This is a genomic window from Microcystis sp. 0824 (genome assembly GCF_003112475.1).
Taxonomy (GTDB): Bacteria; Cyanobacteriota; Cyanobacteriia; order Cyanobacteriales; family Microcystaceae; genus Microcystis; species Microcystis aeruginosa_C.
The window spans coordinates 66,191-86,388 of the sequence record NZ_BDSM01000003.1 but is presented as its reverse complement, the minus strand read 5'-3'; the positions used below and the strand labels follow the sequence as shown (position 1 = coordinate 86,388).

The 20,198-nt window shown below is 42.5% G+C and carries 21 protein-coding genes; 12 read left to right on the top strand and 9 right to left on the bottom strand.

Annotated elements, in window-relative coordinates; translation table 11 throughout:
* Nucleotides 1-130 precede the first annotated feature (130 nt).
* From thiS to N0824_RS00975, 4 genes are all read left to right on the top strand, one after another.
* Nucleotides 131-340 (top strand): sulfur carrier protein ThiS, encoded by a 210-nt coding sequence (gene thiS / locus N0824_RS00990; protein ID WP_002751314.1) that lies wholly within the window; start codon nucleotides 131-133, stop codon nucleotides 338-340.
* 33 nt (nucleotides 341-373) lie between these two features.
* The gene (locus tag N0824_RS00985) at nucleotides 374-1,510 is read left to right on the top strand and encodes an anhydro-N-acetylmuramic acid kinase (RefSeq protein WP_108935362.1); all 1,137 of its coding nucleotides are present in this window, start codon (nucleotides 374-376) and stop codon (nucleotides 1,508-1,510) included.
* Nucleotides 1,507-2,277, top strand: coding sequence for a peroxiredoxin-like family protein (locus N0824_RS00980; RefSeq protein ID WP_108935361.1), 771 nt, complete (start codon nucleotides 1,507-1,509; stop codon nucleotides 2,275-2,277). Before N0824_RS00985 ends, N0824_RS00980 begins: the two co-directional genes overlap by 4 nt.
* Nucleotides 2,278-2,612: 335 nt before the next feature.
* On the top strand, nucleotides 2,613-2,906 hold the full coding sequence (locus N0824_RS00975) for a ferredoxin (RefSeq protein WP_108935360.1): 294 nt from the start codon (nucleotides 2,613-2,615) through the stop codon (nucleotides 2,904-2,906).
* A 338-nt stretch (nucleotides 2,907-3,244) separates the two neighbouring features.
* Here N0824_RS00975 and N0824_RS00970 read toward each other — a convergent pair whose 3' ends face one another.
* Both N0824_RS00970 and N0824_RS00965 read right to left on the bottom strand, forming a co-directional pair.
* A complete protein-coding gene (locus N0824_RS00970) occupies nucleotides 3,245-4,189 on the bottom strand; it encodes a PhzF family phenazine biosynthesis protein (protein ID WP_108935359.1) in 945 nt (314 codons plus the stop codon).
* Between the two features lie 206 nt (nucleotides 4,190-4,395).
* A complete protein-coding gene (locus tag N0824_RS00965; protein ID WP_066029806.1) occupies nucleotides 4,396-4,869 on the bottom strand; it encodes a hypothetical protein in 474 nt (157 codons plus the stop codon).
* Nucleotides 4,870-4,930: 61 nt separating this feature from the next.
* Here N0824_RS00965 and N0824_RS00960 point away from each other — a divergent pair, with 61 nt between their 5' ends.
* The 4 genes from N0824_RS00960 to ligA all read left to right on the top strand — a co-directional run bounded on the left by N0824_RS00960 (nucleotide 4,931) and on the right by ligA (nucleotide 9,548).
* Nucleotides 4,931-6,253 carry an aminopeptidase P N-terminal domain-containing protein gene (locus tag N0824_RS00960; RefSeq protein WP_108935358.1) on the top strand — a complete coding sequence of 441 codons (1,323 nt, stop codon included), beginning with the start codon at nucleotides 4,931-4,933 and terminating at the stop codon, nucleotides 6,251-6,253.
* A 112-nt stretch (nucleotides 6,254-6,365) separates the two neighbouring features.
* A complete protein-coding gene (locus N0824_RS00955) occupies nucleotides 6,366-6,929 on the top strand; it encodes a Uma2 family endonuclease (RefSeq protein WP_108935357.1) in 564 nt (187 codons plus the stop codon).
* Nucleotides 6,930-6,957: 28 nt separating this feature from the next.
* Nucleotides 6,958-7,524 (top strand): Uma2 family endonuclease, encoded by a 567-nt coding sequence (locus tag N0824_RS00950; RefSeq protein ID WP_108935356.1) that lies wholly within the window; start codon nucleotides 6,958-6,960, stop codon nucleotides 7,522-7,524.
* A 14-nt stretch (nucleotides 7,525-7,538) separates the two neighbouring features.
* Complete coding sequence (gene ligA, locus N0824_RS00945; RefSeq protein WP_108935355.1) at nucleotides 7,539-9,548, top strand: NAD-dependent DNA ligase LigA; 2,010 nt, start codon at nucleotides 7,539-7,541, stop codon at nucleotides 9,546-9,548.
* Between the two features lie 66 nt (nucleotides 9,549-9,614).
* Here the strand turns inward: ligA and N0824_RS00940 are convergent, their stop codons facing one another.
* Genes N0824_RS00940 through N0824_RS00930 form a run of 3 tightly spaced genes read right to left on the bottom strand, consistent with a single transcriptional unit; the run spans nucleotide 9,615 to nucleotide 11,931 of the window.
* The gene (locus tag N0824_RS00940; RefSeq protein ID WP_045358080.1) at nucleotides 9,615-10,694 is read right to left on the bottom strand and encodes a hypothetical protein; all 1,080 of its coding nucleotides are present in this window, start codon (nucleotides 10,692-10,694) and stop codon (nucleotides 9,615-9,617) included.
* Nucleotides 10,694-11,656, bottom strand: coding sequence for a DUF2442 domain-containing protein (locus tag N0824_RS00935; RefSeq protein ID WP_233256325.1), 963 nt, complete (start codon nucleotides 11,654-11,656; stop codon nucleotides 10,694-10,696). The genes N0824_RS00940 and N0824_RS00935 overlap by 1 nt, the downstream gene beginning before the upstream one ends.
* Before the next feature lie 2 nt (nucleotides 11,657-11,658).
* Nucleotides 11,659-11,931 carry a DUF4160 domain-containing protein gene (locus N0824_RS00930; protein WP_233256324.1) on the bottom strand — a complete coding sequence of 91 codons (273 nt, stop codon included), beginning with the start codon at nucleotides 11,929-11,931 and terminating at the stop codon, nucleotides 11,659-11,661.
* A gap of 166 nt (nucleotides 11,932-12,097) precedes the next feature.
* Between N0824_RS00930 and sppA the strand changes: the two genes are divergently transcribed.
* Nucleotides 12,098-12,919 carry a signal peptide peptidase SppA gene (gene sppA / locus N0824_RS00925; protein ID WP_108935353.1) on the top strand — a complete coding sequence of 274 codons (822 nt, stop codon included), beginning with the start codon at nucleotides 12,098-12,100 and terminating at the stop codon, nucleotides 12,917-12,919.
* Between the two features lie 68 nt (nucleotides 12,920-12,987).
* Nucleotides 12,988-13,389, top strand: coding sequence for a chorismate mutase (gene aroH / locus N0824_RS00920; RefSeq protein WP_066029804.1), 402 nt, complete (start codon nucleotides 12,988-12,990; stop codon nucleotides 13,387-13,389).
* 16 nt (nucleotides 13,390-13,405) lie between these two features.
* On the opposite strand, the gene N0824_RS00915 is transcribed toward aroH, so the two are convergent.
* Nucleotides 13,406-14,299 (bottom strand): alpha/beta fold hydrolase, encoded by an 894-nt coding sequence (locus N0824_RS00915; RefSeq protein ID WP_108935352.1) that lies wholly within the window; start codon nucleotides 14,297-14,299, stop codon nucleotides 13,406-13,408.
* Between the two features lie 58 nt (nucleotides 14,300-14,357).
* On the opposite strand from N0824_RS00915, the gene N0824_RS00910 reads away from it, so the two are divergent.
* Nucleotides 14,358-15,206, top strand: coding sequence for an alpha/beta fold hydrolase (locus N0824_RS00910; RefSeq protein WP_108935351.1), 849 nt, complete (start codon nucleotides 14,358-14,360; stop codon nucleotides 15,204-15,206).
* Between the two features lie 42 nt (nucleotides 15,207-15,248).
* On the opposite strand, the gene N0824_RS00905 is transcribed toward N0824_RS00910, so the two are convergent.
* From N0824_RS00905 to N0824_RS00895, 3 genes are all read right to left on the bottom strand, one after another.
* Entirely contained in the window at nucleotides 15,249-16,424 is a 1,176-nt protein-coding gene (locus tag N0824_RS00905) for a lipid-A-disaccharide synthase-related protein (RefSeq protein WP_108935350.1), read from the bottom strand.
* Nucleotides 16,425-16,440: 16 nt separating this feature from the next.
* On the bottom strand, nucleotides 16,441-16,884 hold the full coding sequence (locus tag N0824_RS00900) for a cobalamin biosynthesis protein (protein WP_108935349.1): 444 nt from the start codon (nucleotides 16,882-16,884) through the stop codon (nucleotides 16,441-16,443).
* A 221-nt stretch (nucleotides 16,885-17,105) separates the two neighbouring features.
* Nucleotides 17,106-18,590 (bottom strand): glycosyl hydrolase family 57, encoded by a 1,485-nt coding sequence (locus tag N0824_RS00895; RefSeq protein ID WP_108935348.1) that lies wholly within the window; start codon nucleotides 18,588-18,590, stop codon nucleotides 17,106-17,108.
* Nucleotides 18,591-18,857: 267 nt separating this feature from the next.
* Here N0824_RS00895 and N0824_RS00890 point away from each other — a divergent pair, with 267 nt between their 5' ends.
* Entirely contained in the window at nucleotides 18,858-20,165 is a 1,308-nt protein-coding gene (locus tag N0824_RS00890) for a hemolysin family protein (protein WP_108935347.1), read from the top strand.
* Nucleotides 20,166-20,198: the final 33 nt, after the last annotated feature.

Below are 20,198 nucleotides of genomic sequence, written 5' to 3'. Positions count from 1 at the left end.
ATGAATTATGAAGTGGGGTGTAGGGTGTGGGGAGAAAAAAGCTGCCTCCTGCCGACCGCCTCCTGTCTCCTGAATACTGTCTCCTGTCTCCTAAATACTCCGATTAATTCATTTGTTCATATCCAAATCCATGTCAGAAATAACCTTGCAAATCAACGGCAAAACTCAAACCTGTTTACCAGCAACTAAACTACCGCAAATGCTAGAAAATTTGGGTATGAATCCTCGGTTAGTTGCAGTGGAATATAACGGGGAAATCCTCCATCGTCAGTATTGGGAAAACACGGAAATCAAGGAGGGGGATAAATTAGAAATTGTTACTATTGTCGGAGGGGGATAAAATAATCAACAATCGACACTTGAGGGAAAAAACTTGTTAGTTATCGGTTTAATGAGTGGCACATCGGTGGATGGCATCGATACCGCTTTAGTGGAGATTAGCGGTACAGTGGAATCTCCACAGGTGCAGTTATTAGCAGGGGAAACCTATCCCTATTCCCCCCGATTACGAGAGACAATTTTGCAAGTCTGTGGGGGAGAAAAGCTATCTATTGAAGCTTTAGCCAGCTTAGATGATGATATCGCCGCAGAATTCGCCCAATCCGCCTTAAATATCCAAAAAGAAGCCTCAAAAGCCCAATTAATCGGCAGTCACGGTCAAACCGTTTTTCATCGACCCCCCGCAAACGATCGCCTCGGTTACACGGTACAATTAGGACGGGGAGCAGCGATCGCAAAAATTACCAGTATTCCCACCATTAGTAATTTTCGCGCTGCCGATATCGCCCAAGCTGGTCACGGTGCGCCCCTAGTGCCGAAAATTGACGCTTATCTGCTTTCTCACCCCACTAAAGCCCGCTGCGTGCAAAATATCGGCGGTATTGCCAATTTAACCTATCTACCCCCCCGACAAAGGGAAAATTGGCAGCAAAAAATTTTCGGTTGGGATACCGGCCCCGGCAATGTCCTTATCGATTTGGCCGTACAATTTTTGAGCCAAGGCCAACAAACCTACGACCATAACGGTCAATGGTCGGCCCAGGGTCAACCCTGCTCCGAATTAGTTCATAAATGGCTACAGGAGCCTTATTTTCAACAATATCCCCCTAAATCCACTGGCAGAGAGTTATTTAGTCCCGCCTATCTAGCCCAATTGCACCAGGATGCCCAAGCTTATTCCCTCAGTGATGCCGACTGGTTGGCCAGTTTAACCGATTTAACCGCCATTTCGATCGCTCACAGCTATCAAACCTTTTTGCCGGAAATGCCCGCAGAAGTGCTGCTCTGCGGTGGTGGCGCTCGTAATGCCTACCTGCGGCAACGCCTTCTAGCACATTTGGGGTCAAATGTCAAGCTTTTGACCACCGATGAGGTAGGATTAAATAGCGATTTTAAAGAAGCGATCGCTTTTGCCCTTTTGGCCTATTGGCGCTGGCACAATTTCCCCGGTAATTTACCGCAAGTCACGGGGGCAAAAGCAGCGGTTTTATTAGGAGAAATTTACCTATGAGCAGCAGCTATGAAATATTTTCAACAATTCAACGCCAAAGGGTCAGCGATGGGCAAATAGTGCCAATTTTAAGCGATTGTGCCGACTACAAACGTCTTTTAATTCTTGTTTGGCCGCAATTGGGAGATTTTGACAGTCTCGAATATGCTTGGTGGTTAGAAAAAGAGGCAGCCCTTTGGCAAAATGCCGGGATAACCATTCGTGCCATCGGTATCGGCGATCGCAATTCGGGCTTAAAATTCTCTGAATATACGAAATTTCGGCAAGATTGGCTTTTTGTTGACCCCAAAGCTGAATTACACAATTTATTAGGACTTTATCGCGGTTTATCGTTAAAATTACCTAGATTTTCCCCCGGACAAAATGCCTGGTTAAATCTAATTTTGATGTGTGCGGGTGTGGGTAGTCCGGGGACTCTGGCCGAAGTGCTGCGGGGTTATCTTGGCGATCGCAAAGCTCCCCAATTAATTGCCGAGGAGGAAACAATACAAGCGCGGCCTTTACCAGCTTTCCGGGGTTCCCTATTCAATCTTGCCGGGGGTCAAGGTTTTCAGCGACCTTTTGAATTAGCCACCCTGAGACTCCGTAATATGAGTCAAGTTTTGGGCAATTGGTCAACCTATGTCCCCGATAGTAGTTATCTCACCCAACGGGGAGGGACTTTTTTATTTGATAGTCAAGGAAATTTACTCTATGAGCATCGAGATGGAGGCATCTTAGGCTTTGCTAAGAATATGAGCTATCCTCTCGCTTTTTTGCAGGATTAAGCTTTTTTCTTCTGCATCTCGCCCACTCCTAACTCTTGCCTTTTAGCTTTTCTAGCTGATGGCTAAAAAACTTTAATGTTGTCCGACTACTTATTACCTAAAGATTGATGAAATTATTTGACGATTCATCCACAACTATCGGGAGTTATTTACTCAAGAGATAAGTAAATATTATTTTAAGTTTATTTAAGGCTGTCATTACTAATGGTAAGTTGAGCCGGGTAAATTTTCGCGTAGTATCAAAAAGGAAACTCATTCGACCCGTTCAGTCTAAACGGGGAGAGAAGGGATTTTGAGACTTCCGTTTTCACTAGATTGATTAAGCAGAACAACCTATGGCAACTTATAAAGTCACCCTGAAAACACCGGATGGCGATCATACAATTAATGTTCCCGATAATGAGTACATTCTCGATGTAGCTGAAGAGCAAGGACTGGACTTACCTTATTCCTGCCGCGCTGGTGCTTGCTCCAGCTGTGCTGGTAAACTTATAAGTGGTAGTGTCGATCAATCCGAACAATCCTTCTTAGATACGGATCAAATTGAAGCGGGTTATGTCCTCACCTGTGTTGCCTATCCTACTTCTGACTGTGTGATCGAAACTCACAAAGAAGAAGGTTTGTACTAATTTAACTCAATATTCGGGGGTTAGATACTCCAACAATACAACAATAATAGAGCGGGAACTGCAAGGGCGACAGTTCTCGCTTTATTTGTATTTTTGCCTCTTGACTCGACAGTGATACTAAATCCGGTTATTCAAGAATGATTATTTATTCCCCCTTTTGCCTATTGCCTATTGCCTTTTGCCTGTCCTCATAAGTAGCCTATACTCAACAGATTTAGTATCACAATGACCTTTTTAAGTAGGTAGGCGTTAAAAGTTGTCAGATCCCCCCGCCTATCGGCACCCCCCTTATCAAGGGGGGCAGGGGGGATCGAATCTAAAATCCATTTTTAATTTAATTATAACCAGCTACTTATATCGCTTTTTGTTTCCCCATCGGGAATTATCATCTTACCTTGGCAGACTAGAACTGATGCACCACCCACAGAAACTTTCGTGATTGACCGGTTATTTTTCTGAAACTTTAATTGTAAACTGCTGGGTCTGCCCATTTCCACCCCCTGGATTATCGTCCATTGATTCATCCCTTCCCCAGAAGATTCTAAGGCCCCTAGGTAGCCCGCCAAAGCGGCCACAGCCGAACCAGTGGCGGGATCTTCCATAACTCCCAAACCGGGGGCAAACATTCGGCCATAAATACGAGATTGGGGTGATTCTAGGTCAAAACAGCAGACAAAAAGGGAATTAGCGGGGGATTGACCTAATAATGATGACCAGAGAGTTAGATTTAGTTTTATTTTCCCTAAAATATCGCGATTTTTGACGGGGATGAATAAAAAAGGGAGACCACAGGAAAAGGCGCGGGGGGGATAACCGGGTAAGAAATCGGCAACGCTTAGGGAAAGAATCGCCGCTAAATCATCGAGAGCATAAGTATCCGTCACTAATTCCGGCAATTGTGCCACTTTTAACTCACTATAGACCGGTTTTTCCCCCTCCATGAGAATTTTTACCGGTACTAAACCGACTCCTTCCTCTAGATAAATCGTGGTTTCTCGGTAAGGGGGAATAGCACCGATTAGGGCTAAAATATAGGCTGTGCCGACGGTAGGATGACCTGCAAAGGGTAATTCGGTACTGGGGGTGAAAATCCGGACTTTTTTGGTGCCTTGGGGTGTTTCTGGCGGAAAAACGAAGGCTGTCTCTGAGAAGTTAAATTCGGCGGCGATTTTTTGCATCTGGGTGCGGGTTAATCCAGACGCTTCCGGAAAAACTGCCAGGGGATTACCGCCAAAAACGCGATCACTAAAAACATCGGCGGTATAGTAGGAATAGGTAGGCACGCGGGGGATAGGGCAACAGTTATCGGAGAATTTTTTGATCTTACAACTATTTTCACCTCTGACCGCCCCCCGGTTGTCTGTCTAGGGATAGATTCTCCTTGTCAGTCCTGTTGGTTTCTATTAAGAAATAATTAAAATACAGAGTTTTTCATAAAGATAAGGTATGTCTTGATAGGGCATCGTCTCGGAGTCTCCTAATAACTCTACTACTTATTCGGTTCTAATCTGGCTAATAAACTGACTAACTTATCTCTGACGGAATTGTGGGTGTATTCGTCTTCAGGGTGGGGTTTTTGATGGGGTTGTTGAAAATAGGGACGTTCCCCGTATAATTGTCCCCATTTCACATCGACTCGGTGTACTAATTCATAGAGTAATTCTTGATTGTCTAAAATTTCTTCTAGGATTAACTGTAAAGCTTGAACGGGATTATCTAAATTTTGACTGACTTTTGTTAATTCTTCATCGACGATAAGCTGTAAAATTATCTGCAAAGCTCCCGAAGAATCCCCTAAATTAGCGGCAATAAATTGTTTAATCTCTGTGGTAACTTGCACTAATTTGGGGACGGGAGATTCCCCTTTGAGGAAATCCGCCCCCTCTTGAGCGATAAAATCTGCTAGGGTAAACTCGCGCCTTTCGATGATATCTTGGGAAAAATCCGGTTCTTCAGGGGTCATAAACTAAAAATATTAGCGATAATAGACTCTAGGACTTATTGTGACATTTTTAGGAATATCTATGGGCATCGATCGCAGAGAGTTTCAGCACCGTCGTCAGCAAGTAATGGAAAAAATCGGCAATGGAACGGCAATTTTTCGCAGTGCGCCCATGGCGGTCATGCACAATGACGTAGAATACACCTATCGTCAGGATAGTGACTTTTTTTACCTGACAGGATTTAATGAACCGGATGCGGTGGCGGTTTTAGCACCCCATCACCCCGAACATCAGTTTATCCTGTTCGTGCAGCCAAAGGACCCGGAAAAAGAAACCTGGACCGGCTATCTCCACGGGGTGGAAGGAGCAAAGGAGATTTTTGCTGCTGATGAGGCCTATTCTATCGAAGAATTGGAGGAAAAATTACCGCAATATCTCGAAAAAGCCGACCGAATTTATTATCATCTCGGACGGGACAAAACTTTTAATACAAATGTTCTCAAGCACTGGCAAAAATTAATCGCCACTTTTCCCCGTCGCGGCACCGGACCGACTGCTTTAGAGGATACTAATTTTATTCTCCATCCTTTGCGCTTGCTGAAAACCGAGGCCGAATTGGACAATATTCGCCAAGCAACTGCTATTTCAGCACAGGCACATAATCGGGCCAGAGAATTTACCAAAGTTGGTCACTACGAGTATCAAATTCAAGCGGAAATTGAGCATACTTTTCGTCTAGAAGGGGGTATGGGTCCTGCTTATCCTTCTATTGTCGCTAGTGGTGCTAATGCCTGTATTCTGCACTATATCAACAATAATCGCCAAGTACAAGAAAATGAGCTTTTATTAATTGATGCCGGTTGTGCCTACAATTACTATAACGGTGATATTACCCGCACTTTTCCCGTTAATGGTAAATTTACCCCCGAACAAAAAATTATCTATGAAATTGTTCTGGAAGCTCAATTAAAGGCGATTGAAGTGGTAAAAACCGGTAATCCTTATAATCTTTTTCATGACACAGCCGTGAGGACAATTGTGGAGGGATTAGTGGATTTAGGGCTATTGGTCGGCGACATTGATGAGATAATTAAAGAGGAAAAATATAAGCCTTTTTATATGCACAGAACCGGCCATTGGTTAGGATTAGATGTCCATGATGCGGGAGGTTATAAAGTTAACGAAGAAACTTGGCAAACTTTGCAACCCGGTCATGTTTTAACCGTGGAACCCGGTATTTATATCGCCCCCGATATTAAACCGGCTGAAGGACAGCCGGAAGTGCCGGAAAAATGGCGAGGTATCGGTATCCGTATCGAAGATGATGTGTTAGTTACTGCCACAGGAAATGAGGTTTTAACTGCAACAGTTCCCAAAAAAGTTGAGGATATCGAATCTAAGTAAAAAGCTAGGTTTTAAAAATTGTCACCTCCCCCCTAACCCCCTTATTGAGGGGGGATTAAAGGTAAAATCTGTCTTTAAAGGAGATTAAATTAAGTTTTTTTTAGAGATTATTATGGTTGCTACCCAACAAAAAATATATACCTTTGCGGAATATTTAAATTATCAGGACTCCACAGATAATAAATACGAATTATTTAACGGAGAATTAATTTTTATGCCTCCCGCTAGTGGCTTTCATGCTTTGATACTTAGATATATATTTAAGGTGTTAGAAAGTGAAATAGAGAGGCTACAATTAGACTGGCAAGTTATGCCCGCTACGGTGGGAATTCGCACCGATAAAGCTAAATCGAGAATCCCAGACTTAATGATTTTAACTGCTGAACAATGTCAAGAGATTAGAAATATGACCACAGCAGTTATTGAATTTCCTCCCCTCTTAGTTGTAGAAATTGTTAGCCCCAGTAATGCCGATGATGACTACCGTTATAAACGTTCAGAATATGCGGTAAGAGGCATTCCTGAATACTGGATTATCGATCCTATTGCTCTAAAAATATCAGTTTTAACCCTGATTGCGGGATTTTATGAACTGGCAGAATTTCACAACGAAGATAGAATAATATCGGTGACATTTCCCGATTTAAAATTAACTCCTCAAATGGTCTTTGAATAGTAAAATCTTGGCTGGAGGTTATGTTATCATGATTGCTACCCGACAAAAAACATATACATTTGCGGAATATTTAAATTATCAGGACTCCACAGATAATAAGTACGAATTATTTAACGGAGAATTAATTTCCATGCCTCCCGCTAGTGGCTTTCATGCTTTAATTCATGCCTTTCTTTATGATTATTTAATGGCAGAAATTAAAAGATTAAATCTAACTTGCAAAGTCATGCCTGCTACTGTAGGAATTCGCACCGATAAAGCTAAATCGAGAATTCCAGACTTAATGATTTTAACTGCCGAACAATGTCAAGAGATTAGAAATATGACCACAGCAGTGATTGAATTTCCTCCCCTCTTAGTTGTAGAAATTGTTAGCCCGGGTAATGCCGATGATGACTACCGTTATAAACGTTCAGAATACGCGGTAAGAGGCATTCCTGAATACTGGATTATCGATCCTATTGCTGTAAAAATATCAGTTTTAACCCTGATTTCGGGATTTTATGAACTGGCAGAATTTAACAACGAAGATAGAATAATATCGGTGACATTTCCCGATTTACAATTAACTCCTCAAATGGTCTTTGCCCAGTAGCATTATTAACGATTATGACTATCCCCTTAGAAATTCAACAACGTTGCCAACAACTAAAAACAGAACTACAAAGGGCCAGTTATGCTTATTATGTTCTTGATGATCCTTTTATACCCGATAGCGTTTATGATCAACTTTATCGGGAATTAGAAGACCTAGAAAAGCGTTATCCCCAATTAATCACCCCCGATAGTCCCACCCAAAGAGTCGGGGATAAAATCTCTAGTCAATTTGTTTCTGTCCGTCATAATATTCCCCTGTATAGTCTCGAAAATGCCTTTAACCTCGAAGAATTAAATAAATGGGGCAGCCGTTGGCAAAGATATGTAAATGAAACCCAAGACACGGAATATGTGTGTGAATTAAAAATCGATGGTTCCGCGTTAGCTTTAACCTACGAAAACGGCTTTTTAGTCAGAGGTGTTACTAGAGGGGATGGAGTCACTGGCGAAGATATTACCACCAATGTGCGGACAATTCGCTCTATTCCTTTACGCTTAAATATAGATAATCCCCCGGCAATTGTGGAAGTGCGCGGCGAAGCTTTTTTACCCCTCGATACCTTTGATAAAATCAATCAGGAAAGAGAAGAAAAAGGGGAATCTCTCTTTGCTAATCCTCGCAATGCCGCAGCCGGAACCCTACGACAATTAGATCCGAAAATAGTTGATAAAAGACGCTTACAATTTTTTGCCTATACCCTGCATTTAGACGATAACCATATCACTACTCAATGGCAATCCTTAGATAGATTAGAAACCATGGGATTTCTGGTTAATCCCCACCGTCAACTCTGTCCATCCCTGCAAGAAGTGGCGCAATACTATCAAGATTGGCAAGAAAAACGTCATCAATTAGCCTACATGACCGATGGTGTCGTAGTCAAAATCAACGATTTACAGCGACAAAATCGCTTAGGATTCACCCAAAAATTCCCTCGGTGGGCCATAGCTTTAAAATATCCCGCCGAAGAAGTCCCCACGGTAGTTAAAGATATTATCGTCAATGTGGGACGCACCGGTGCGGTTACACCCATGGCGGTGATGGAACCGGTACAGGTAGCAGGGACCACCGTACAAAGGGCTACTTTACATAATAGCGATCGAGTGGCCGAATTAGATATCCGAGTCGGTGACACGGTAATTATCCGCAAAGCGGGGGAAATTATCCCGGAAGTGGTGAGAATCCTGCCAGAATTGCGTCCTAGCCAGACTTTACCCTTCCAGATGCCCACTAATTGCCCTGAATGTCAATCTCCCCTAGTCCGTCCGGTGGGGGAAGCGGTGACGCGCTGTGTTAATAGTTCCTGTCCGGCGATTTTGCGGGGAAGTGTAGTACATTGGGCCAGTCGCGATGCTCTCGATATTCGGGGATTAGGGGAAAAAGTGGTGATTTTGCTGATTGAACAGGGATTAGTTACCGCCATTTCTGACCTCTACAGCCTCGAAAAAACGGAAATTGCCAAATTAGACCGAATGGGCGAGAAATCAGCCTTAAATTTGATTACAGCTATTGCTCAGAGCAAAAATCAAAGCTGGTCGAGGGTACTTTATGGGCTAGGAATCCGCTATGTGGGCAGCGTTAACGCCAAAATTCTCGCCGAAAGTTTTCGGACTGTGGAGGAGTTAGCTAACGCCAGCGTGACTAATTTAGCCTCTATCTATGGTATCGGTGAAGAAATCGCTCAATCGGTCTATGATTGGTTTAAAATCGCCGCTAATCGGGATTTAGTCGCTAAATTACAGGCTGCTGGTTTACAATTTGCCGCAGCAGCAAAAACCACCACCACTAAAGCGACTTTAGCAGGGAAAACCTTTGTGATTACTGGCACTTTACCAACTCTTAAACGGGAGGAAGCGAAAGAATTAATCGAAAAAGCTGGGGGGAAAGTGACGGGTTCTGTCAGCAAAAAAACTGATTATTTAGTGCTAGGAGAAGCGGCGGGTTCTAAGCTAGAAAAAGCCCTAGAATTGGGCATTACTCAGCTAACCGAAGCACAATTACTCGAATTAATCGAGGATTAAATATAATTATTTGACGTTAAAAAGACTTGTTCTGAGAAAATATTACAGAAGCAAAGTTAAATAATTTTACATACCATTTAGAGGCAAATGTAATTGTTTATATTCTATAGAGGAGTTAATCTTATGAGAGCTTTTATCTCGTGGTATAGTTAATGTATTATATCTTCCCTTTTCTAGCAATCGAGTAAAAGTAAGCCAAGAAATCACCCTAGAACGATAATCTCTAAGGGTTTTATCTTTGGGTCGTTTACCAGAAGTAGAAGTACAGATACTAGCAATAATTTCTTCTACTCGCCAGGGGGTTATTGACTTATGAATTTCTAATTCTTTATAGATTTCTTGTATAAGAATATGTTTTTTGAGGGCGAATGATAAATATTGAGAAATATCATCTTCTCCTTTACCTATAAGCTCTCTTGCCGCTAAGATTTTTTTCTCATGATTGATGAATATCATGTCAAAATTTTCCAAATCCCAAATAAGACTATTAATTGTTGTGTCTCTTCGTTCTAATTTTTGCTTAAGTTCTTTTTTGGTTATACCTTTGTAGCCACTTGTTTGAATTATTTTTAATGCTTCGATTACTGTAGTAATTGAATTTCGTACCATATAAGTTGATAAGGAAGGTTTATCTACTAGAAATTCTAAACTTAGAGATAAAGTTAGCTGTTCGTATTTGGGTTTGTAATTATTATGCTCTTGTTTTAGTAAAAGGTTCCATTCATAACGAGTAATAAAGTTTTTTACCGACCAAAGAGATAAATTTTGTTTAGTAAAGACATATTTTTGGGGAGATTGAGTAATAATTGCATCAACTGGTATGGCCAAACCACACTCTACTTCGATGGCTGATTCAATATCTGAATCGTATTGACGCGCATTCTGAAAAATAGTAGGTGAACCTTCACAGATATGAAATCTAGACTCCAGAAGATTAATCAATTTATCAGCATCTTTTGATGAACTCATACTGCTCAGGGTATAAACCCTTTGAACGCACGGCCTAGTTATATAAAAAATTATTTCTTGAGATTGATGGGGACTTTTAATAACCTCCCAAAGCTTCCTACCCGACTCACATGATTTATTACCTGTACGATTAAGCAATATTTCTGTGATTAAATCTTGGTCAATTAAAACTTTCATTAGTTACACTCCTCTCTACTGATATATTCGGAGTTAACTTTTTTTTCTATTACTTCAACAGGATTTTCAGTACCCATAAGTTTAAATAAATCATCTATTTCTGGGATATTTGGATGAGTAAAACTATCCAAATCTACTGAAGTATTATCGATTAACCCAGCAACAGCATCAAGATAATCATTAAGTTCCATTTTGTGAGCTTGGGCAAATAAATTAAGGGTTTCTACCTTTGTTCCTTCTCCCTGTTCAATGCGTCTCACTTGACGCTCGGATACTCCTATAATATCTGATTGTCGCAGTTGATGCTGTTTGCGTAAAGAGGCAATCGCTCGACCAAAAATCTGATCATGTTTTAATTTAATCGCTGCAAACTTTTGTTTTGCTACTGGTTCAATCACACTCAAAAAAGCCTCTATATCAAGATGAATGTCCACGACTGGCCAATGAATATAACTACCATCTTCTGCTATAATAAACTTCTCTCTTTCTTCTAGAGGAATACGCTGTAAAGCTGGCATAGATGCAAAGGGAATTTCTAGCTCATTGAGATCACAGCGACTGATTAATAAACTTTCCCCAATAACTAAAGCTGTGGCGATTAAATGCTCTTGCGCTCCCCAACTCCAAGCATTAATCACCCTTGTCGGTAAAGTAAAATCTCGATAAACGAGGGTATTTCGGAGGGTGCGTAAATTGGCCCGTTTAAATAGTTGCGGCAACCAGATAGAATCAATGTCTGCTCGGATAAAAAGACCTCGCAGATGATGTTTATCATTAGCATTTCTGGCAATATCTGACACTGCTTTTAAACTGGTCAAAGAAGTACAAATAAAGATGTTTTTTAAAGAATCAATATTCTTTAAATCCAGTAAAGAAAGAATCTGCACAGATTGAGACTCTGGCAAGAAATTATAACTTTCTTTATCCTCAATTATAACAGTAATTTCTGGCTTATTTAACATGATTAATTCCCCTGGGTACAGACTTTTGCCTCCCATTCAATCAGGAGCGCAGAACGATTCGCTAAAACGTGGTCAAGAATTTGCTTTTTTTCCTTACTAGATATTTTGGCATTGGCGGGCCATTTCACCTGAAAATTTAGACCATTTTCTTGATTACAAAGTAAGAAAAAAACTCTAATTTCCCATTGGCCAGGTTTACGAACATGAAAATGAGGTGGCCAATGATCGTGAGAATTGAAAAACAGATCTAAGCCATCTAAATTAAAGGATTCCACCTTGCCCAAATGTTCACCTCGCCTACCTCAACTCTGGTCACTTAATGCTATTATACACTTAACCAGACATTTTGTCCTTAAATTCTGAAATATAATGTCTGCTTAACCTAGAACGATCAAAGCGTTAGATTAGAAAGAGTCCTTTTTTGAGAGATATTTAAACCTGATGGTCTGGCCTTTTAAACCGAAAACCCGCAAACAAATCGCTCGAATAGAAATTACAGGTGCAATTGCCTCCGATACCCGCAAAAGGGTCTTAAAAGCCCTAGAAATCGTCAAAGAAAAGCAATATCCCGCCCTACTTCTCCGCATTGACTCCCCCGGGGGAACCGTGGGGGATTCCCAAGAAATTTATGAAGCATTGAAGCGCTTACAAAAAACCACGAAAATAATCGCTAGTTTTGGCAATATTTCCGCCTCTGGCGGCGTTTATATCGGTATGGGGGCTAATTATATTATGGCCAACCCCGGCACGATTACCGGCTCGATCGGTGTTATCCTGAGAGGGAACAATCTGGAAAGATTGTTGGATAAGGTGGGAGTTTCGTTTAAAGTGATTAAATCGGGCCCTTATAAAGATATTCTCTCCTTCGATCGAGAATTAACTGATGAAGAAGAAAGAATTCTCCAGGATATGATCGATACCAGTTATCAGCAATTTCTGCAAACCGTCGCCGGAGCCAGAAATTTAGATGTCAATCAGGTGAAAAGTTTTGCCGATGGGCGCATTTTTACCGGTCAACAGGCGTTAGAATTAGGAGTGGTTGATCGCCTGGGAACCGAGGAAGATGCCCGACTTTGGGCGCTAGAATTGGCAGGATTACCCCCAGATAAAACTAAATGTCAGACTATCGAAGAACCGAAACCCCTGCTCAGTCGTCTGACGGGCAATCGTTCCCAAATACCCCCAGGATTAGAAAAAACCCTACAGCGTCTAGAATTTGAATTGGAAGTTAACGGACAACTATTGTGGTTATACCGACCCTGATGACCAGATTAAAGTCGAGAAAAAGGGCGCGTTAACCCCTAAAATTGACTCATCAGGATTAGCGGAGGATGACAATCGTGCAGTGGAAGGTTCGAGCCATTCGGGGAGCGACGACAGTAACGGTTAATACTATTGAAGCTATACGAGAAGCAGTAACAGAACTCCTCGAAGCGATCGAAATCCACAATAGTCTCGACCCCGATGATATTGTTAGTGTTATCTTTACGGCAACTCAGGATTTAGACGTGATTTTCCCCGCTGCTATCGCTCGCGAACGTCCCCATTGGCAAAATGTCCCCCTCCTCGATGTGCAACAGATGCAGGTCGCTGGTAGTCTGGACAAGTGTATTCGCGTAATTCTCCACGTTAATACTCCCAAACTACAAGGGGAAATGCAGCACGTCTATCTCCGGGGGGCGAAAAATCTTCGCCCCGATTGGCAGATTTCTCCAGTAACTATTAATCGCTAAAATCTTCGATAACTGGCTAAATCCCCATTTCCGACAGCCAACTCAAAATTAATTGATTAACTTTTTCGGGATGTTCATCGTGGGGACAGTGACCAGCTTTGGCAATCGGATAAAATTGGGTATTATCTCCCATTTTAGCTCTTTCTTGGTAAATTACCGAACCGGCGATCGGTGTCCAAGGGTCATCCTCTCCCCAGAGTACCAATAAAGGGCGATCGATTGGCGGTAATAATTCCTGGGGAGATGGTCCGGGGGGGGCTGTCAACACCGATGCAAACACTCCCCACGCACCCGCATCACAGGAGGGTTGATAGAGAATTTCGACTAATTCCTCGGTAATCGCGGTATGGTCGCGATAAACTTGTTTTAAGGTGTTCCGGATGCGATTTTTCTGTCTTACCTGTTCAAAAATAAACTTTCCTGTCACGGGAGAACTAACTAAACCAGTAAAGGCAGCCATGATTAAACGCAAAGGGAAATTTAATTCTTCGGGACGATGGTTTAATCCCCCGGCACAGTTGATAATTACGCCTCCGGCAGTGATTTCGGGAGATTCTGCCATCAGCATTAAGGTAATCAGTCCCCCGATGGAATTACCGATAAATACCGTCGGTTTTGCGATTTTTTCCCGCCAAAAGTCTTTTATTTGCCGCTGCCAAAGGTTGAGACTATAATCTAAAGCGGGCTTATCCGCACCCCCAAATCCCAAAAGATCTAGGGCATAGACTTGATAGCCATTTTCCGCTAAAACGGGGATATTTTTGCGCCAATGACCGATAGATGCCCCAAAACCGTGAATTAAGACTAGGGGTTGTCCTTCTCCCCGCACGGTGTAGGGGATGGTGTGACCTTGCCATGTCCAAGACAATTGCTCTAAGCTAGTCGCAGTGATCGGAGATTGTAGCGCCATTGTATGAAGTTTTATTAAGTGATATTTAAATTATAGAGTAAAAATCAGCCGAGAATTTATGCCACAACGCCGGACTTTTACCAATAACTCGATGGCAATTTCCTATTTACAATGGAGCGATCGAGGTATGCCTCTATTATTATTGCACGGCATGGCGGATCATGCTTTGGTTTGGTCAAGCTTGGGCGATTATTTAAGCTCAAATTATCAAGTTATTGCCCCAGATTTGCGGGGACATGGGGAAAGCGGTAAACCGGCAACGGGTTATCACTTTCAGGATTATATCGGCGATTTAAGGGCTTTAATTAATCATTTAGGTTGGACGCAAGCACATATTTTAGGTCATTCTTGGAGTGCTAAAATAGCGGCAATTTGGGCAACTCAACAGCCGGAAGTATTTAAGAGTTTAATTTTAGTCGATCCCTTTTTTATCGATAAAATGCCTAGTTGGATTAGGATAACTTTTCCAATTCTCTATCAAGTTTTGCCCTTTTTAAAGATTACTCGTTCCTTTGATAGTTATCAGAGCATAGAAGCGATCGCTCGTCAATTAAAACAATATAAAGGTTGGTCAAATTTACAGGAAGAGGTGTTTAAAAATGCCATCGAACAAAAAGCTGATGGCAGTTGGAGCAGTAAATTTACTTTATCGGCACGCGGGGAAATTTTTGAGGATGTCATGGGGTTTGCTGGATTAACTAAAACTTTAGATATTCCCAGTTTATTGATCCTTCCCCAACAGGGATTAAATCGCACTGCTTGGCAAATTCAATCCTATAAAAAGTATTTAAAGTCTCTAGAAATTAAAAAGATACCGGGTAATCATTGGGCATTTTTAGGGGAACCTGAAACTTTTAATCAAGCGGTGGCTGAGTTTTTATCCGTTCAGGAAAATGACGATGTTTAATTAGAAGGTAATTGAGCTAATTTTAAGCTGGATTACGCTGCCCTAACACCCTAAGTTTATATAAATTTCCTCGGCAATATTCCTGCTACCTCCGGATTCTCCCACTCTAATTTTGCCGTTCTCTAAACATCTGTGTAAATACCGAGAATCTGCCAAAATATCGATAATTTTAACCGCAGCATTTTTAAATAAATTTACCTCCGTGGGTTTCTGTCCAATAGTTATCACCGATTCCCCTAATAAGCGCATTTGTGCCTCAGCAAAAGGGTAGGTAAATTGGGGACCAAATCCGGGTATTTGTAGGACTGGTTTTCCTAATCCTACCGCTTGTTCTACTGCTGTTCCCGCCATGGCTAAACAAGCGTCACAATGGTGTAGAATATCGGCAAAAGCATCACGATAACAGCACAATAAAGCCCCATTTTTCTCTAATTTTCCCGCTCCTAAATAATGCCATCCCTCTTGTTTAGCTAAATTTTCTAAGTCGGTTTCTCTGATACTAGGAACGATGGCAGCCCGAAACTGCATCGGTTTAATTTTAACTATTTCCTCACAGACTTGTAACTGTAAAGCTAAATTACTCAAAGCTTCGGGTAAACGACTCCCCGCTAATAAAGCAATCATGGGAATTTGACTATCTAATTCTAAATCTTTACCCGTTGGTGTTAAGACATCCATAATCGGATAACCAGCAAAAATTGCTTTTTTAATACCCCGATTTTGTAAATCTGTTGCTGTATATTTATCTCTGGTGAAAACCCTTAAACAATTCTTCGATCTTAAGCATAATTCTGTGAGTAAAGGTAATTTAATTGTGCCTTCGTAATAACTGGAAGTAGAAACAATAAAAGCCAGAAAAGGACGACCAGTTAAACGAGCGATCGCAATCGGTACAATATCCCCCACTGCTATCAATAAATCACAATTCTTGCTAACTTTAAAAGCTGCCTGAATTTGTTTAATAGTTAGACTAATTAATCCCGCGCCAATATCTTTAATCCAATTAAAAGGATTGGTATAAATAATTCCCCCCGATGGCATAGTGGCAGTGGGGGCAATAATTGGTACTGGCAATTTTTGGTAAGCTTTTCCCTCTCCCACTAGAGGCAAAGCAGCTATAGATAATTGGGGCTGAATTTTTTGTAATTCCCCCACAATTAAACTAGCATTTAAATCCTCGCCATGACCATTACTAAGAAATAAAACCTGTTTAAGCATCGATTTGGTATCCTCTCTATTCCCTTGCTGCCAAAGAAACCGCCACCGTCACCGATTTGGCTTCTATTTGCTTGCTGACTAGCAAAGTCTCGCCCATTTTTAAAGCGGCAGCTTCGGCGACGCTAGGGGTTCCCCCTTGCTTGTTGACAATAGCTGAGGGATTGGGGACCTTAATATCTCTCAACTCCTCGGCAGTAAAAGTTTTTAGGGGTAATCCTTTCTCCTGACAGTAGGCAATTAAACCCCGTTCATCAGCTTTGATGTCAAGGGTGGCGATACCAGCAATAGCGGCTAAAGAGAGGTGATAACGCTGAAAAACAGCCCTAATTGCCCTATCTATGACCGCTTTCTCCGTGCCACGGATGCAACCTATGCCTAGCCATAATACTCGTCCATGGCATTGCACTTTTGCCCCGGAAGAATCGGCGGGTGAGTGGAAAGCAGGGGAAGCGCCAGTCATCATCGGTGTTGCCTCTAATTGTTGCGGGATTAGGGTTGCCAACGGGGAGAATCACCTTGGGGCTGTTTGGTAAGCTAAAAAACAGTTAAGAGAACGTTCGTAAATTAATGTAAAGAAGATGGATTGTTTCTCCCCGCTCCCCGATACCTTTTAAACAGGATTTAGTTTAATACATCTGTGCTACTAGGGCGCAGAATCTGCGCCCTAGATACCTTACTATCCTAGCGGGTTAGGGCCGCGCCTCTTGCGTATAAAGTGCGGGCGTAATCGGTCCAAGTACCCTGGCCCCAATAACGGAAACAACTGGTTTGCACAAGCAAATTATAAAGCAGTGCCTCCAGATAATCCGGTCGTCGGGTAAAACTAGGATCCGCCTGTACTAAAGGATCATATTTCTCGTGGAATTGAGCGCTTAATTGGTTCATCGGTTCGAGGACATTTTCGTAACCGCGCACCCAACTGAGATCATTTGTCCAAGATGCCCCATCCATGCTAAAACGGTGGTCGGACTGTTTTAACTCAGCGATCGCCTGTTCTACCGCTTCTGGGGTAGCGGCATCCGGATTAACTCGCTGCCAGATTTTATGCTGGTGTACGGCTTGAATTGCCGGATAATCTTCGGGATTAACGCCAGCAGCCTCGATTAACTCCAGATATTCCGTGCCGTTAAATCCTGCCACACTGGAACCCCCCTGCATTTCCCGCCAAGGATTGGGAAAATCGCGAGGAAATTCATTCATCATCACGCCCCCATTTTCACCGTCGGCAATCTGGGAACCTAGGGAAGGAACCCAAACGCCGCCGATTTGCTGTTTACCTCGGCATTTAGCCTCGTGGTAGGGTTGCATTTGGGCAACTAATTTGGTGTCGGAACCCTGGGTTTTAATCAAAGCAGTAATCGCAATCACTTCACCGCGAGAATTGCGGGCCACCAAGCGATTAGGAATATATTTTTGTTCCTGACTCAATCCCGAACCGTCGAGATTTTCCACCGAGTGTTCCTGTACCAATAACCAACGATAGCCGCATTCTTTCAGAGCTTTAATATACTCGTAGAGGGTATCAGGATGGTTAGGAAGGTGCATTTCCGGGGGAGAGAACCCTTTGACTCGTTTTAGGGCATCCAGACCAAAAATCGAGGCAAAATAGGTTTGCCACGCTTGCATCTGTAATTTTAGATCGGGGATCGGTGTGGAAGGAGCCACCGCATGACTCCACATCGTCCCCAACCATTCCACATAGGGTTGATATTGACTGTTACAGGTGATTAATTTGAGTTTATCGAGGATATCCTGCCGTCCCATCTGTACCAAACCCCAGAGGAGATTGCCGGAATAATCGAGCATAATCCGGGGATTACAGCCTTCCGCCACCAATTCTGGGATAAAATCGCCCATGCGACTGTAACACCAGGCAAAAACGCTGGCATTATGGTTATCACCATCCCCCTGATTCTCGAACATATGCTGGAGATTGCAGATTAATTCACCGTTAACACCCGCCGGGATGGTGGGTTGGTGCATATGCAAAGCACAGGCAAAACCAGCCTTAATATTGTCTAATTTGAGATTTGTTGTCGGTAAAAAGATCGGATCATCGTGATTGACAATCGCCGCGATTTCCTGTTCCCAACCGCAAATAGTCGGTAGTCCGGGGCGTATTTCCGTGATAGGGTTCGATTTCGATGATACGGGTGTAGCGATCATAATTTTTCAGGCGAATAGATTGAGATGGTTTGTCCCCACTCTCCCAGGGACAACTTTTTTTACTGGCAACAGGTCACTCTTGACTGTTCACTGTTAACTGAGCTAAGAGTGCGAACTTGATCCTATCCCATTTATACTGGGAGTACCTCCCTCCAGACACAAGCCTTCGTAACTCGTTAAAAATCAAGATGATTCTTTACTGAACTTAACCGATTCTCGCCCTATGATCCAAACAACTATCCGCCCCTTTACCTGTAAGTTTTAACCATGTTCTCGGCGACTACCGAAATTCTTGTTATCTTCTTCCTCATCCTCCTCAATGGAGTCTTTGCTCTCTCGGAAATTGCCATTGTCTCGGCCCGCAAAGTCCGTTTAGAACAATTAGCCAGAGATGATCGACGGGCGGCGGTGGCCTTAAAATTGGCCAATGATCCCAATCAAATTTTATCAACGGTGCAGATTGGTATTACCCTAGTGGGAATCTTTGCCGGGGCCTACGGAGGAGCTAATTTATCGGTCAGTGTGGCGCAATTATTGGCGCAAGTTCCTGTTTTAGCCCCCTACAGTCAAGCTTTGGGATTAGGATTAGTGGTGTTAATTATTACCTATCTATCCCTAGTGGTGGGGGAATTAGTGCCGAAACGGTTAGGTTTAAGTAATCCTGAAAAAATCGCTATCCTCGTTGCTGATCCTCTGAATAGGTTATCAAAAATTGTTTCGCCCATTGTCCATCTTTTAAGTCAATCGACTAATCTGATTCTCAGTTTGTTGGGGATTAGCGGTAATAATAATGATTCCCCCATTACGGAAGAAGAATTGAAAATTATGCTTAAACAGGGAACCGAAGCGGGAACCTTTGAGGAAGCAGAACAGGATATGGTGGAAAGGGTGTTAGGATTGGGCGATCGCAGAGTAAGCCAGATTATGACCACGCGCCCAGATATTATTTGGCTAGATTTGGAAGATAGCGCCGAAATTAACCGCCAGAAGCTAATTGAGAGCAATCATAACCGTTTTCCAGTCTGTCAGGGCAGTTTAGATGAGGTTTTGGGGGTAATCGAAGTCACAGACTTATTAGCGGATTGTTTAAACGGTGAAAGTTTCGACCTGACGAAGGATTTACAACAGCCGCTTTTTGTGCCGGAAAGCACTAGGGGTTTAAAGGTTTTAGAATTGGTGCAGCAAAGTGGTCATCATATTGCCTTGGTAGTGGATGAGTACGGGGTGATTCAAGGATTGGTGACGCGCAAGGATATTTTAGAGGCAATTGTCGGCGATTTACCCCAATTAGATAATATTGAAGATGCTCAGATCGTGCAGCGGGAAGATGGTTCTTGGTTGATCGATGGCACAGTGGCGATCGAAGATTTTAAAGAATTATTTGAAATCAGTGAATTACCGGGGGAAAAACAGGGGAATTATCACACTCTAGGGGGTTTTATTATTACCCATCTTGGTAGGATTCCGGGGGCTGCCGATCATTTTGAATGGCAAAGGTTGCGTTTGGAAGTGGTGGATATGGACGGTAATCGCGTCGATAAGGTGTTAGTTACGCTCTTGTTGGATGATTTGTAAATAATTGTTAGTAAATATCTCGATTTTTTTAAG